The sequence below is a fragment of the Aurantibacter sp. UH7 genome, assembly GCF_056839165.1.
Genome location: NZ_CM166388.1, coordinates 2,996,007 through 3,012,399, shown reverse-complemented (window position 1 = coordinate 3,012,399; position 16,393 = coordinate 2,996,007). Strand labels below are relative to the sequence as shown.

The following is a 16,393-nucleotide window of genomic DNA, read 5'->3' as shown; positions in this document are numbered from 1 at the left end:
TCTAGTTGTTGGTTGTACTTTCTAAACTTTTAATTTGTTCTTTTAACTTAATTATAGACGGCATATTTTTAAATCTAGGAGCTAATTCAGCAATACTACTAGCGGCTAGCTTTAAAGTTATATTTGCTTCTTTAGTCCGGTTTATTTCAGTTAAATACTTTGCTTTTTTATAATACCAGAACTCCTTTCTTTTGAATTGAAGAAGAAAATAATTATACTGCTCTAGCGTCTTTTCAACTTGTTCAGATTCTTTGAAATATTCTAATTTTTTAAGTTGAAGCGATAAGGTATTATTGCCAAGTTTTTGCAATCCAAATTCGATTGTATCTAAAGCACCTTTATAATTTGTATTATCCGCTACTAGAATAATATTCGTGTATTCTATGATATCCTCTGGCCGGATGTCAACCATGTTCTGCATTACATAACGGTAAGATTCTAGAGACTTTTCATATTCCTTTAGTTTAAAGAATATTTGAGCTTCTAACTTTTTAGCTTTTACATCAATACTATCAACAAGTAAATAAGTATTAATATTCACCAATGCACTATTGTATTCATTAGTTAAATAATGTACTTCAGCCATTCTATAGTGTAAAACCTTATCAGTATTGCCTAAAGATTTGGATTTAAGATAATCATCTAATGCTTCATCATAATCAACATGTTGCTGATACAAGAAACCTCTTTCGTAGTATAATTTATAATTGTCCGGGTTCTCTATTATCTCAATTGTTTTTAATAAAATTCGTTCAGATAAATCTCCATGCGCAAACATTTCAATCGTTAAAAACAAAGATGAAAAAACAAGAAGTTTTCTATTCAATAAAAAACTAAATAAGTTATTAAGCTGTCGCTTTATTAACATTGAAAATTAGAATTATGAGATTAAAACAAATGTACCCAAACTTACAGTAAAAGACAGTCTTACCAAGATTTTAGAATCTTAAAAAAAGAATAAAAAATTGTTAATTATTTAAGTCATTGCCTATCTTTTCGCAATACTTCTTTTAGTACTGGATATGCTACCCTTTGAACATTAATATTTTCATCAATCGCAAGTGACGCTGCAGCTGCTGTTGACTGTATTGCAATTAGATATAAACTTTTAGCTAAAATCGGCATAAGATTGAAAAGGAGCACTAAAAAGTATAGTACCCCTTTAAACTCAACTCACTCAATTGTAATATCTTTAAATAGCGCTTATTTTTATTTGTCTTTTTCGATGCATGTACAACGAAAATAATATGATAACAAAAAGTGTAATAAGAGCTCCACCTAAATATGACATATCGTTTTCTAGTTCAAAACCTTCAGGGGCAATTAAAATATAAGTGCTGCATACCATAGTCATAAATACCGCTGGTATCAAGGTTAACCAATACTCTTTTTTCTCTAACAACAAATAAGCCGTAATAGTCCAAAGTACAACAGTGGCTAAAGTTTGATTACTCCATGCAAAATATCGCCATATGATTCCAAAATCAATTTGTGTAAGTGCAAAGGCAATAATAAATAATGGAATGCTTATATAAAGCCTATTCATAATCTTTTTTTGGTCCGACTTAAAAATATCAGATAGTATTAATCTAGCTGATCGAAATGCTGTATCACCAGATGTAATCGGTGCAGCCACAATTCCTAATAATGCAAGAACTCCTCCTACCTTACCTAACATATTTAACGATATCTCATTTGCCGCCCAAGCTGCATTATTATTGTTGGCCAACATAGCATCATTCAATTCAGTCACGTTACCAAAAAAAGTCATTGCAGCCGCTGCCCAAATCAAAGCAACTATTCCCTCGGTTATCATTGTACCAAAAAATATTTTCCTGCCTGATTTCTCATTTTTCATACAGCGAGCCATCAATGGCGACTGCGTTGCATGAAAACCAGAAATTGCACCACAAGCTATAGTAACGAACAAAATAGGAAATAAAGGGGTTTCTTCTGGGTTGGTAGTCATGTTACGAATATTTGAAGGAACAAGCTCTGGTATTTGATAATCTCCTAAAAATAAAGCTATTATTAAACCAAGGGCCATCAACAACATCGCTGCACCAAAAATTGGATAAAGTTTACTTATTAACTTATCAATTGGCAGTAGGGTCGACAATATATAATACAATAGAATAATACCAACCCATACCCATAGGTTCAACATATTACCTGTCATGCCATCAATGATTTTTGCAGGACCCATTAAAAAAACTGTTCCTACGAAAATCAAGAGTACAATCGTAAAAAACCGCATTACGTGTTTCATGGGTACACCCAAATAAATACCGACAAACTCACTGATACTTAGACCATCATGTCGAATGGAAAGCATTCCAGAAAGGTAATCATGTACAGCTCCTGCAAAAATACTTCCTAATACTATCCATAGAAAAGCCGCAGGGCCAAACATTGCCCCTGCTATAGCTCCAAAAATGGGACCAAGTCCTGCTATATTCAAAAATTGAATTAAGAATATTTTCCAAGTCGGTAAGGGCACGTAATCAATATCATCCTTCAATCGAACAGCGGGTGTTTCCCGACTCTCATCAACCCCGAAAACCTTTTCCACGAACTTGCCATATGTAAAATAGCCTAAGATTAATACCAAAATGGAAATTAAAAATGAAATCATAATATAAATTTCTATTCTAACACCTGTTCTTTTTCTAAAAGAGCTGCCTTTAGCTTCGTATAATCGACATCTTGAACCGCCAAATCTTCATCAATAGCCATTACCGCTGCCACCGCTGCCGATTGACCTAAAATCATAAATACAGGTTCCATTCTAATTGAACCGAAAGCTATATGGCTTGATGAAACACATACCGGTACCAAAAGGTTTTTACATTCCTCCTTTTTCGGTACTAGCGAACCATACGATATGGCATACGGACCTTTAGTACTCACACCAATATCGCCTTCATTTTGTACAAAACCATCTTCTTTAATGTAACGCTGAACATTATGGGAATCCATAGTATACGAACCCATGCCTACAGATTTTGGTGTGGGTCTTTTCTTTAATAATTCATTCTCAGTCATAACATATTCACCAATCATACGCCGTGCTTCACGCACATAAATTTGATGTGGCCAATTGTCATTATCAGTAAACTCGTCCTTGGCCAATCCCCATTTTTGCATTTTAGACTGAATATCTTCTGGAACCCTAGGATCGTTCGCTACAAACCACAATAGTCCTTTTTGGTATTGTTCGTGTTGCTTAATTATTTCTTTTCTTCGTTCATAGGATGCCTCTGGGTAGTCGTAGTTCATTCCGATGTTATCACTACTAAAAGGACCGTGATTATTTGTATCAGTCTTATGATTGGGAATCGCGTCGAACTTATTGAACCAATCCTTCCAACCTGCGTCAAATACACGGGCCAACAATTCATATTGAATGGGGTCGTAACCTTCAGGCTTGGGAAAGGGCACCCTATTCGGCTCATGATTGGTCATACACGTTCTAAAACAATAAGCCTGTATTTTATCATCACCACTATGTTTTTCCCCAGGATGATTACCTGAAATCAAAGGCAACAAACCACTTGATGGGTCACCTGGAACTACATAGGGAGAAATATCGGACTCAAACCAATGGTTGTGATGCAAAACACCGGTCTGTACCCCGTTCCATTCTTCACCATAGACGTCTTGAGCTTCCCGACCAACATGATAACTTACTCCTGAACTGGCCATTAAATCACCTTCATATGTTGCATCAAGAAACATTTTACCAGTATATGTTTTGCCAGATAACATGGTAATCGATTGGATACTGCCATCGTTCAATATCACACCGTTTTCCCTATTTAGCCATTCATCACGGTCGACACGTATTTTTTCCTCTTTGACTAAATCTTCGAATACATTTTCGGCAACGTGCGGTTCAAAAATCCACATGGTTCTATTCTCGCCATCCATTGCAGGCGTACCCTGTCCGGTATTTCCATATTCGCTATGGGGCTGCCACCGCCAAGCCTCATCTGTATTATAATGATTGTATACTCGATGATAAAACTCCCTTGCGAGTCCGCCAATTACGCTTTTATTTCCGGTATCAGTCCACCCTAGACCTCCAGAGGTCAAACCGCCCAAATGGATATCAGGAGACACTACAATTACGGATTTTCCGGATCGCTTTGCTTCTACGGCAGCGGAAATCGCTGCCGAGGTACCTCCGTAAATTATAATATCGGCCGCGTTAGGGTCTTTTGTAACAGCTGCCTTATCATTGCAGCTCAACAAGCACGTTGCCGCAAATAATACGACAACTATTGAGAATACAGTTCGTTTATTTTTTTTCATTTGTCCTTTTTTAAATTTAAGATTGGTTGCTTCTATTTTTTACAAAGTTTTTATGTGTGCTCGAATGTTATTCTGAAATTATTTCCTCCAATTCCTTTTTCATCAATTGAACCAATTCAGGATGCTCATTGTATCGATTAACCGATTCGGATATATCTTCTTCGAGATTGTACAATTGCCCTTCTTGACTTTCATTCTCAGGTGCAATGTATTTCCAATCGCCTTTCCTAATACCTATTCCATCTTTAGAAGATTGAACAACTACCGATTGCCTAATATCTTCATTCTTTCCCATTAAAACCGAACGTTGGTCATAACTATCAATTGCCGAATCGTTTGGAAGTTCAATATTTAAAATACCAGCAATGGTAGCAATTACGTCATTCAGGGCGAAAAGTTCATCCGATGTACCACCTGAAGGAAACTTCTCTGGCCATCTGGCTATAAAAGGAGTGCGCACTCCTCCTTCATATATCGTCCATTTTGTTCCTCTTAAATCGCCATTCGGATGATGTCCATTAGAATTTACTCCTTTTTTTACGACATTTTTCGGACTATTGCTAGCATTTGCAAGATCCAAGTGGTTACCCGTCATTTCAAATTGTGATCCGTTGTCACTGGCGAAAAGAACTATCGTATTCTGCAACTGCTGTAAACTATCTAATGTATTCAAAAGTTCACCAATATATGTATCTAATTCATAGACATAATCTCCGTATAAACCCGCATTGGTAGTACCTTTAAATTTGTTACTTACCGACAATGGAATATGGGGTACATAAGGCGCAAAGTACAGAAAAAATGGACTATTGGTTTTCGCCGAAACACGTTCTTCTAAAAAGCGCGTACTTTTCTCAGTTATCATATTGAGATATGTATCGGATGGAATACTCTCAATATGGCCTTTTTGAGGGGCTGATTCGATATTATAAAAGTCGTGCTGTAAAGCGGCAACGATTTTATTCCCGTCCATAACCCAACATTCACTTGCGCAGCTAAAACCGAACCAATGATCAAATCCATAGTCAACAGGACCATCAGTAATAGGTTTTTTTAAATCGATATTCGCACCATTGTCTTCAGCTTTAAACTTTCCATAGCCCGCAGGTTTCTCCCCATCTATTGTTGGAAATGTCGCGCCCAAATGCCATTTTCCGAAGCCTGCCGTCGTATACCCAGATTGTTGCAACATTTTTGGTAGCGTCAATTGACCACTAGCCATCATCGATGGTTCATAATTCGATAACACCCCTGATTTTTTCCAGCTTCTAAAAGGATAGGTTCCAGTCATCAGGGCATATCGAGAGGGGGAGCATACCGAAACAGGGCAATAGGCATTGGTCAATCGCATTCCTTCGGATGCCAGGCGGTCTAGATTTGGTGTGGGTATCAAAGAGTGCGGATTGTACGATCCCAAGTCTCCATACCCTAGATCATCAGCTAGAATCAATACAATGTTCGGCAATTCGGGCGGTGCCTTTTCCTTTATTTTACAAGACTCAGCAAACAGCACCCCTATCAAAAGGGTAGCTCCGAACAAGAATGGACGCCATTTGGAATAATTATAAATATACATAATACTTTCGGAAAGGAATTTTAAAAATTTTATTACTGTTTGTTTTTCTTAATAACTGACACTGATTACCAGTCTATCGCCTATTATTTCAACCGCTGTCCGTCTTTCAACAAAGCAGCTTTTAAACTTTCATAGGGAATATCTTGAACGGTTGTACCCGCATCGATAGCCAAGGCCGCTGCCGTAGCCGCGGATTGCCCCAAAACCATAAATACGGGTTCCATTCGAATAGAACCGAATGCAATATGCGTTGCACTTACACATACGGGAACAACTAAGTTTTCACATTCTTCTTTTTTGGGAACCAAAGATTTATAGCTGATCGGATAAGGTTTGAATCCGTGTGCTTCAACATTCCCTTCATTTTGCACATATCCATTGGCGTCAACATAGCGTTGCACATTATGGGAGTCCATTCCATATGCGGCCAAACCGATGGCGTCCTTGGCGACCGTTAGCGCTTCACAATTTTGCTGTGTCATTACATAATCACTGATCATGCGCCGCGCTTCACGAACATAAAGTTGCTGTTGCCAACCATCGGCCCTTTCGAACTCATCCTTTGAAGTACCCCATCTCGAGGCCTCGTCACGTACTTCCTTTGGTATTCTGGGGTGATTGGCCAAAGTCCACATCAAACCCATTTGATAGTTTCGATGGTCTTCGATAATTTTTTCCCGATCGGCATAGGATGCATCCGGGTAGTCGTAATTTTTTCCTATATAATCTGTTGAAAAACCAAATTTGTTGTTCGTATCAGTTTTGCGGTTTGGCATACTGGAGTTGATCCATGGTAAAAGCGAATTACCATAACTGTACATATCACGTATGGGTCCTTTTCTAGCTTCATAATTCCGAAACAGCAATTCATAATTGATCTCGTCATAATTCTCAGGTTTTGCAAACGCAATACGGTTCTCTGGATGATCGGTCAGGCACATTCTAAAACAATAGGCCTGTATTTTATCATCACCAGCTCCCTCAAGACCAGGTTTTTCATTGACATTCGGCAAAAGTCCACTCTTGGGATTACCTTTTTCAATATAAGGATCGACTCCCTGAACAAAATTATGGTTAAAAGCGTTTCTAGACACGAACCCGGTCAAAGAACGATTAATAATGTTGGCCTGCACCCCGTTCAACGTTTCCCCATATTCGTCATTGCTCTCACGACCTACCGCATAGGATACTCCGGCTGCGGCCATGAGGTCTCCTTCATAGGTAGCATCAAGAAATACCTTGGCGGTAAACTTTTTTCCACTTTCCATAGTAATTGACTGAATTTTCCCTTCGGACTTGATTACACCCGAAGATCTATTCAATCGTTCCCCATAAATTAGTTTTACTTTTTCATTATCCAACATATCATGATAAACGTTTAGTGCCACAGAAGGTTCAAAAGTCCACATCGATGACTCTCCCTCTTCTGTACGGGTCTGCCCGCCATCAAAATACTCAGCTCTATTCTCCCACTTCCAATTTTGAGAATCGTCATAATACTTTTTGATGTTTTCATAAAACTCCCGAGAAATTCCACCAATGGCCTGTTTATTACCAATATCGGTTTGCCCCAGTCCACCAGTGGTCAATCCCCCTATTCTATTGGTCGGCTCTATGAGTACCACGGACTTGCCCATTCTACTACTTTGAATGGCAGCAGCCACCCCTGCTGAAGTTCCGCCGTATATAACGATATCGTACTTCTTGGTTTGACCGTTCGATAATTGAACAATCAATAACAACAAAAACAAGCTTATTATTTTTTTCATCTTCTACTTAATTAGTGGTTAGTTAATAATTTCTTTTGGATAATATTCCTTCGGATAATTTGGGCTAAACAATATGTTTTCTTGACTTATTACAAGTTTACCGTCTTTGACCCATTTATCACCCCGTTCAGATAAATGATTGACCATTTTTTGTCTCCATCGTCCAAGGATATTTTTGAACTGTTCAAGATTGGCCAGATTATTTTTTTCTCCAGGATCTTTTACCAAGTCGAACAATTGTTCTTCCCCGGTAACTGAATAATAGATATACTTATATCTTTCATCCGTTAACCCTATCCAACTGTTTTCTTTCCAATAGCATTGACCATGCTCCATGTCCAGGACCATTCGCCAACCCTTTTTCTTCCCTTCGATTAACCGCATCATACTCTTTCCATCCATTTCAGATGGTATGGCAATCCCAGCTACATCAAGAAACGTTGGAAGTATATCCCTAAGTTCAACCAGTTCGTTGATTACCTGCCCTCGATTAGCCTTAACTCCAAGACTCTCAGGCCATCTTATAATCATTGGCACACCGGCTGACCCCTCATAAGGATAGGATTTCCTCCATAAATGATGATCACCCATCATATCCCCATGATCGGATGATATTATTATTAAAGTATTTTCCAACTCTCCTTTTTCTTTCAAAGTAGTTAGGATATGCCCTATCTGTTCATCCAAAAAACTAATGGCGGCTAAATAACCTTCCCTTGAATCGCGAATAATACTATCATTGTAATTCCCCCTTGGAGCGTTTAACTGTTCTTTTGGTGAAGGCACTTCATTAAATCCTCCGTATTTCTCTTCGGACCATTCACCCACAATGGCTTTTGGAATTTCCCTGTTTTTATAAAAATCCAACCATCTTTTTGGCGGGTCAAAAGGTGGATGAGGCCTATGAAAAGCAACTTTAAGAAAGAATGCGTCATTGCCGGATTGATTATTTATGAATTCAATAGCCTGATTTGCAGTCCAGGCCGTTGGATGAAATTCATCACTATAAGGATATATACCAGTACGATGATCTGTGGGTCCCAATCCCGTACCATCCATTGTTGAATTAGGTGCATTCTCTTTAAACCATATGTTATACGCATTTTGAGGATGCCCCCAACCTTCGCATAATTTTATTTCATGAAAGCCATGCATGAATTCTCTATTATCCAGCTCGCCCAATTTCACATTTAGCTCAACACTTCCAATAGGCTTAAAATGCAGTTTCCCAGAAGCAAAAGTGACATAACCAGCTTCCCTCAACATTTGGGGCATTTCATACTTGTATTTAGTTGCAATGGGTGCATATGACAATAAACCATTTTTCCATGGACCCATTCCGGTAAGCAAAGCGGCCCTCGCAGGCAAACAAGTTGGAGAAGCGCTATAGGCTCTAGAAAACAAAGCTCCTTCATTTGCAATAAGGTCCATATTGGGCGTATAGGCTATATTATTGCCCTCTGCTCCAATATAATCCGACCTTAATTGATCTGGAAAAATAAAAATTATATTGGGCAACTTCTTTTCAATCTTTTGAGAGTATCCATTAATGGAAAAAACGGATAATTCCAAAATTAAAAGCACAGCGAACCTTATGGGCAACACCCTCAAAATTATTAAGTACTTAGTCATGTCCTTAGTGTAATTAACGATTGGAAAAAGACCTATTAAGGGCTATTACAGGCCCGACAAAAAGCCTGTAATACTCTCCTTAATTAAAATATCTATTAATACCCTGGATTTTGATCTTGCTGGTTAACAGCAGGGTTATTGTTGATTTCATCTTCAGGAATTGGCCATAATAATCTTTCATCTAATATATCTTTCCCCGCTGCCGCAAACGCTTCTTTTACAGTACCAGTTCGCTTTAAATCAAACCAACGTCTACGTTCTGTAATAAACTCATATGCCCTTTCTTGAATTACAGCATCCCTAAATTCATCACCACTCATTCCTGAAGGGTAATCTACAGCAGATGCTACATTGGGGTCAAAACCATAAGCTCTTCTCTTAATAATGTTAAGTCTTTCTAGCGCTAATGCAGATGGATTGCCGCTGGCCATAGCCGAGGCTTCAGCATAAAATAGAAAAGCCTCTGTGAATCTATATATCGGAACACTGTAAACACTCTGCCCGGATGTATTAGTAATAAATTTTTTAAATAAAATTGGTGTTGTGTCAGGCAAAGGTTCCCATTTGCCATCTGAATTTTGAATTTCAGTATATAAATTAAAATCCTTTCTTAAATCATTATCATCCCAACTATCACCAATGAATGAGTTTGAATCTGGAAGCCATGCATAAACTCCACCTGAAGAATAATTATAAGGTATATTTGCAGCACGATGTAAGTAACCTGGTATTGTAGAACCTTTTGTTTCTGAATGATGCATCGACATTATGTCTTCAGTACTTGTATCGACAGCAAAAATCTTGTAAAAATCATCTGGTTCCTCAACTGTTATTAGTGCAAAAGGACCATTACTTAGTACATCTTCTGCTTTTGATGCAGCCAATTCCCAATTTTCCATAGTTAAATAAACATGAGACAACAACATTTTTGCGGCCCATTTTGAGGCTCTACCCGTTTCACTCCCGACTTCACCTAAACCATTTTCAGCTATTTGAAGATCTTGAATAATTAACTCATAAACTTTACTTTCAGATTCTCTCGGTGCTTCGATAGCACTGAGATCAATACTTTCCATAGTTTTAATAGGTACAGCACCCCAACCTCTTACCAATTCAAAATAGCATAAGGCTCTAAGGAAATGTGCCTCAGCTAAAATTTGTTGTTGAACGCCATCATCAATATTCTCAATAATTGATACATTGTCTATAATAGCATTTGCTCTATTAATAGTATTATAAAATGAGGACCAATTCGTAGCACACCTACCTATATTTCGTTGATCTAATATTTGATTCCATATAGTAATGGGTGCTTGCGAGCCTCTTCCGAACAAATAATCACCATGTAATTCAGTCATGAGGTAATTCGTAATACCAAAAAAGTCATTTTGCATTCCTGCGTATGCACCTGCTATTGCAGCTTGAGCATCCTCTTCGTTCATATAGAAGTTAGCTTTTGAAACGAAATCTTTTGGAACTTCCTCCAATGTTTTTTCACATGCGGTTAAACACCCAAATATGATTATTACTAATATTATATTTTTCATTTTTTTTTCTTTTCTATTAAAATCTAAATTTTAAACCTATGGCATAAATCTTTGCAGCAGGATAGCTACTTTGATCATGACCAAATCTTAACCTGTCTCCTACATCACTTGAATCTGTTCCTCTGGTATTAGCTTCAGGATCTAGTCCGGTGTAGTTTGTAAATGTGAAAAGATTGGTTCCAGACACGTATAGTTGAGCCATATCAAATCCTTTTAAGCCTATTTCAGAAACTGGTAAATTATATGCCAACCTCATTGACTTTATTCGCAAATAACTGGCATCTTCAATAAATCGTTCCGACACAGTAATTTGTGTGGCACTACTTAATTTAGGATATTTAGCATCTGGATTCGGATTCTCTTCAGTCCAATAATTTCCAATTATATCTTTAAATTGGTTATTTCCACGTTGGAAAGAATTTAAATGAGTTCCATTGGTTGCATTGAACAATTCATTGCCATGCACACCTTCCACTACAACATTTAATTCTAAGCCTTTATAACTAAAATTTGAAGTTAAACCATAAATAAAATCGGGATGATAACTACCCAAAATTACTCGATCAAGTGCATTAATAGTACCGTCAGGAATTCCATCCGGACCACTCACGTCTTGATATTTAATAAAACCATCTTCATCCAAGCCATCTTCTAAAAGACCATAAAATGCTCCCAAAGGTTCACCGACTCTAGCAATATTAGCACTTGGCCATACAGCACCTTGATCTGCTCCAAATATATCGCTATCACCAGCTAAGGATATTACTTTATTTCTATTAGCAGAAATCTGGGCCGACGCGTTCCATTTAAAATCATTTCTCAAGATATCTGTATCTACACTAAACTCTAAACCACTATTTTGAATTTCCCCCAAATTTCTCAAAATAGAACCAAAACCTACTGTTGGCGGAAGTGGTACTGATGCAAGTAAATCTTTAGTATTCTTTTTATAATAATCAAAGACAAACCTTATCCTATCATTAAATAAATTAAGATCAAGCCCTATATCAAGTTGACCTGTTGTTTCCCACTTTAAATCACTGTTGGAAATTCCAGTAGGATAAAACCCTATTACATCAGTTGAATTTCCATAAATATATTTGACTGAATTTAAGCGATCCAAAGATTGATAAGGATTAAGTGCAGTGTTACCGGTAATACCATAACTAGCTCTTAGTTTCAAATTTGTAATTGTATTACTATTTTCTAGAAAATCTTCATCCGATACACGCCAAGCCAAAGCACCAGATGGAAAATAACCCCATTTATGATTTGCACCAAACCTGGATGAACCATCAGCTCTAACACTAGCAGTTAACATATACTTACCATCAAAAGAATAATTTACTCTCGAAAGAAAAGAAGCCAGCGTCCAATCTGAATATCCTGAATAAGGATTACCTACTGTTTCAGCTGCAGCCAAATTAAAATTCTCAGTAATATTATTTGCAAAACCACTAACTCCTATACCTGAATATCGGCTCATATTTGTTTGATATGTCCCTCCACCTATTACATTTAAACTATGTTTATCATTAAAAACCTTTGAATATGTTAGTACGTTTTCTGTTAAAAAAGAATTAGAATATGAATTACTTTCAGAAGCAGAACCTCTATCATTGGCATAAATAATTGGAGCAAAATATTCACTTCGTGAATTTTTATATTGCAAGCCTAACAAGGTTCTAAAAGTTAAATTTGAAGCTAATTCAATATCAAAAGTTGTATTTGCAAGAACACTATTCGAAAAAGATAAATCTTTCCTACTTGTATTTATTAATGGATTTCGCATATCAGCAGATCCAAAATTATAAACTTGTTCTATTTGTGTAGGCAAACCATCTTCGTTATATAATGGAAGTGTTGGTGGAGCTGAGGCCGCTGCAGAAAGCATTGAATTACCACGATTTCCATTATCAACAGGTACTGAATTTCGATCATTCCTTGATAATTGCACATTAACCCCCATTTTCAACCAACTTTTCAATTCTTGATCAAGATTAACCCTAACAGATCCCCGTGAAACGCCAGAATTTTCAATAATCCCCTCTTGGTCATAATAGTTTCCAGAAATGGAATATCGACCTTTATCTGAACTACCTGAAAATGTAACGGTATGATTGTGAACTGGGGCTGTTCTAAAAATAGCATCCCACCAATCAGTACCAGGGTTTTGCACTTCATTAATATTAAAAAAAGGATCCAACCCTTCATTCTTCAACCATTCATTAGCTACAATAGCATATTCTTGGGCATCAAGTAATTCATATTTATTAATTGATTGTTGCATACCGAAAAAACTATTAATCTCAACTTTACTTTCTTGTCCCTTTACACCTCTTTTGGAGGTAATAATTATGACACCATTTGCTCCTCTAGACCCATAAATTGCAGTAGCAGAAGCATCCTTTAATATATCAACAGACTCTATATCTGCTGGATTTAAAAAATCGATACCACCTGTTACTGGGAAACCATCAACTACATAAAGCGGTTGATTATCACCAATCATTGAGTTACCCCCTCTGATTCTTACTTCAATACGTGATCCGGGAGTACCTGAATTTTGCGAAACTCTTACTCCTGAAGCTCCTACTTTCAAAGCTTGTTCCATATTATATACAGGCACAGCTTCAAGATTCTCACTTTTAACCTGTGAAACGGCCCCTGTTAAATCAGCTTTTTTCATAGTACCATATCCAACAACAACAACCTCTTCTAACCCTGCGGCACTCTCGGCAAGTGTTATGCTTATTTGAGATTGTGAATTAACTAGCACCTCCTTCATAGCAAAACCAATATAAGAAACTACAAGCGTGGCATTTTCATCTTCAACAGAAATTAAAAAATTGCCATCAAAATCAGCCGTGACACCATTAGTGGTGCCCTTTTCAACAATATTCGCACCAGAAAGTGGGAGTCCTTGAGTATCCGTAATTGTACCTGAAACACTAAATTGTAGCATGGTTTCATTCAACAAATCAACACGATCAAGATTAGATGATTGTTTTATTTTGGTAATTTTCTTTAAAACTATTTGTTTGTTTACAACCTTATATGAAACATTTTGATTATCAAAAAGAATGTTCAATATTTCCTTAATTGAAGTATCTAATACTTTTATTGAAATTTTTCTTTTGACATCTATTTCATTCGTTTTATAGAAAAAATTAAACTTACTTTGAGATTCAATTTTTACTAAAACATTTTCAATAGTTCCTTCATGTATATCCAATGAAATCTTTTTGTTTTGCGCATACGAATTGGCATGTAGATTAAAAAGTGCCAAGGCAAACAAAAGAAATGAAAGCTTCATTGTTCGGTTTTTGTTTAATATGTTCCTCATAAATATGAGAAACCCATGCTTTTTTTGCATAATTTTGAATGGTTTTGATTAGTTATTTGTATCTGGTTAAAATCTATATTGGTCGGGAAACGTTGCCGCGTTTCTCGACTTTTTTTATTGGTTACTTATCTTTCATACGGTCTATTATTATTTTGTTATTAACTATTTTATATTCGAAACCTGCGCTTTCTTGAAATGTATTTAATATATCCGTTATTGTTTCTTCTTGTTTAAATTCACCTCTAAATTTAACTTCGTTTATATCTGTATGATTATTCTCAATCGATACTCCGAAATGCCGTTCTATTTTGCTGACAATATTCACAAAAGATTCATTAGTAAAAGTCAATCGGCCTTCACGCCAACTTAAATAATCATTGATATTGACCTCATTAACAGCTATGGTATTCTGATCTAAAGTTGCTATTTCTCCTGGATGTAAGATTGTTCGATTCTCTTTTACATCATTCTGTTTATGAACTGCTACACTTCCTTCCGCTAATAGCGCATATGGTTTAGCTCCATCATAAGAACTTACACTAAAATGTGTACCCAATACTTCAATTTCAATTTCATCAGTAGTGACAAGAAAACGTGCCAACGTATCTTTTGTAACTTCAAAATATGCTTCACCTTTTAAGAAAACTTGCCTTTCCTTACCTGCAATAAAGTTCACTGGATATTTAAGGGTAGATCCCGAATTCATATGTACCAATGTGCCATCAGAAAGTGTAATTTCAAATTTTTTACCATCAGGAACAATTAACTCATTAAATACTAATTCCTGTATTTGTTCATTCTCACTATATATTATTTGATTTCCTTTTTGCTTACCGATAACTTTACCTTCTTTATCAAATAAATCTTGTTCAGCATTCGAACTTATGTTTTTTACAGCGTTATTCGATGTTTTTAATATCACTTCAGTTTCAGAAATAGTATTGAGATTAGGTACATCTACTTTAGTACTGGATTGATACCATAAAAAACTTCCAACTAATCCAATAAAAACTGCAGCATATTTTAAATAATGTTTTATCGAAAATCTATTTTCTTGACCTTTGGAATCAATGTCGGACTTAATTTTCATCCATAATTGATCTTTAATTTCTTCATCATACTTTAACTCAGACCATAGCCTTTCTTTATCTTGATATGATTGCAAATACTTATCAAGCATTTCAATTTCTTGAACTGAACACTCATTTTTTAAATACTTATCGAAAAGCTGTTTTGCTTGTTTTTTGTTCATCAAATAGTTAATTACAATTATGGCCGTGAATATCGTCGTTATAAATAAGTACCCAAAAATTAAAAAAGGTACACGTCCAATGTTAACTTTTTTTAAACAATTAGTAATTTATAGTGCATTATATTGATATTATAGCATATAATTTACAATTAAATGTCAATTTAATAATACACATGTACTAACCTAAAATCTCCCTAAAATGCTATTAGCGAACATTTTAAATTTAATATAGATAAATGTTTATAAGAAAATAGTAGGCTAAAAAGTAGTTGCGAAAAAAATAAGAAATAAAACTCCCTCTTCTAAAACGATGTTCTTTCTTAAAAAGGAAAGTGCTTTTGATATTTGATTTTTTACAGCCTGTACAGAAATGCCTAGTTCGGATGCTATTTCTTTATTTGACATGTGCTGAAATCGACTGAGCACAAAAATCTGTTGACACCTTGGTGGAAGTTTATTTACTTGAATGTTTATTAACTCCTGCAATTCGTCAAATTCCAATTTTTGTGTAATGCTCATGGAAATATCTACAATGGTAAGTCTTGTTAAATCTTCATCTGAAATTTTTCGATTTCTAAGCTGATTAAAAATTTGATATTTTACGGCTTGAAAAAGATAAGGCTTCAATTGTTTAACTTCTACCTCTTTCCTTTTTGTCCAAAAATCAATAAATACATTTTGAACAATATCTTCACAAACTTCTTTCTTTTTAAAAATATTGATTGCAAAAAGAAACATGCTTTTGGAATACCGCTCATATATCTCTTCAAATGCCGAAACATTATCTTGAGAAATCAGTTTTAATAAATCACAATCAGTAAGCTTGGCCTTCATGAAGTTGGTTGAAAAGTTGAGTTTAATATGTTAATTTGGCAAGATAAACATACAAATAATATTAATACAACAATTATGAATTCTAAAACTGTAATTCATAAAGAGCAGAAAAAAATTGCGATA

The 16,393-nt window shown here is 35.9% G+C and carries 11 protein-coding genes; all 11 read right to left on the bottom strand.

The window, feature by feature from the left end; genetic code table 11:
- Position 1: 1 nt before the first annotated feature.
- Positions 2 to 778 (bottom strand): tetratricopeptide repeat protein, encoded by a 777-nt coding sequence (locus UH7x_RS12595; RefSeq protein ID WP_482360278.1) that lies wholly within the window; start codon positions 776 to 778, stop codon positions 2 to 4.
- Between the two features lie 203 nt (positions 779 to 981).
- Positions 982 to 1,125, bottom strand: a complete 144-nt coding sequence (locus tag UH7x_RS12590) for a hypothetical protein (RefSeq protein WP_482360277.1) — start codon at positions 1,123 to 1,125, stop codon at positions 982 to 984.
- Between the two features lie 67 nt (positions 1,126 to 1,192).
- A complete protein-coding gene (locus UH7x_RS12585; RefSeq protein WP_482360276.1) occupies positions 1,193 to 2,635 on the bottom strand; it encodes a carbon starvation CstA family protein in 1,443 nt (480 codons plus the stop codon).
- 11 nt (positions 2,636 to 2,646) lie between these two features.
- Positions 2,647 to 4,314, bottom strand: a complete 1,668-nt coding sequence (locus UH7x_RS12580; protein WP_482360275.1) for an FAD-dependent oxidoreductase — start codon at positions 4,312 to 4,314, stop codon at positions 2,647 to 2,649.
- A 67-nt stretch (positions 4,315 to 4,381) separates the two neighbouring features.
- Complete coding sequence (locus tag UH7x_RS12575) at positions 4,382 to 5,854, bottom strand: sulfatase family protein (protein WP_482360274.1); 1,473 nt, start codon at positions 5,852 to 5,854, stop codon at positions 4,382 to 4,384.
- A gap of 119 nt (positions 5,855 to 5,973) precedes the next feature.
- The gene (locus UH7x_RS12570) at positions 5,974 to 7,659 is read right to left on the bottom strand and encodes an FAD-dependent oxidoreductase (protein ID WP_482360273.1); all 1,686 of its coding nucleotides are present in this window, start codon (positions 7,657 to 7,659) and stop codon (positions 5,974 to 5,976) included.
- Between the two features lie 18 nt (positions 7,660 to 7,677).
- Positions 7,678 to 9,291, bottom strand: coding sequence for an arylsulfatase (locus UH7x_RS12565; protein ID WP_482360272.1), 1,614 nt, complete (start codon positions 9,289 to 9,291; stop codon positions 7,678 to 7,680).
- 95 nt (positions 9,292 to 9,386) lie between these two features.
- Positions 9,387 to 10,838, bottom strand: a complete 1,452-nt coding sequence (locus tag UH7x_RS12560) for a RagB/SusD family nutrient uptake outer membrane protein (RefSeq protein WP_482360271.1) — start codon at positions 10,836 to 10,838, stop codon at positions 9,387 to 9,389.
- 16 nt (positions 10,839 to 10,854) lie between these two features.
- Entirely contained in the window at positions 10,855 to 14,154 is a 3,300-nt protein-coding gene (locus tag UH7x_RS12555) for a TonB-dependent receptor (RefSeq protein WP_482360270.1), read from the bottom strand.
- Between the two features lie 151 nt (positions 14,155 to 14,305).
- On the bottom strand, positions 14,306 to 15,436 hold the full coding sequence (locus UH7x_RS12550; protein WP_482360269.1) for a FecR family protein: 1,131 nt from the start codon (positions 15,434 to 15,436) through the stop codon (positions 14,306 to 14,308).
- Between the two features lie 258 nt (positions 15,437 to 15,694).
- Positions 15,695 to 16,270 carry an RNA polymerase sigma-70 factor gene (locus UH7x_RS12545; RefSeq protein WP_482360268.1) on the bottom strand — a complete coding sequence of 192 codons (576 nt, stop codon included), beginning with the start codon at positions 16,268 to 16,270 and terminating at the stop codon, positions 15,695 to 15,697.
- Between the last annotated feature and the right edge of the window lie 123 nt (positions 16,271 to 16,393).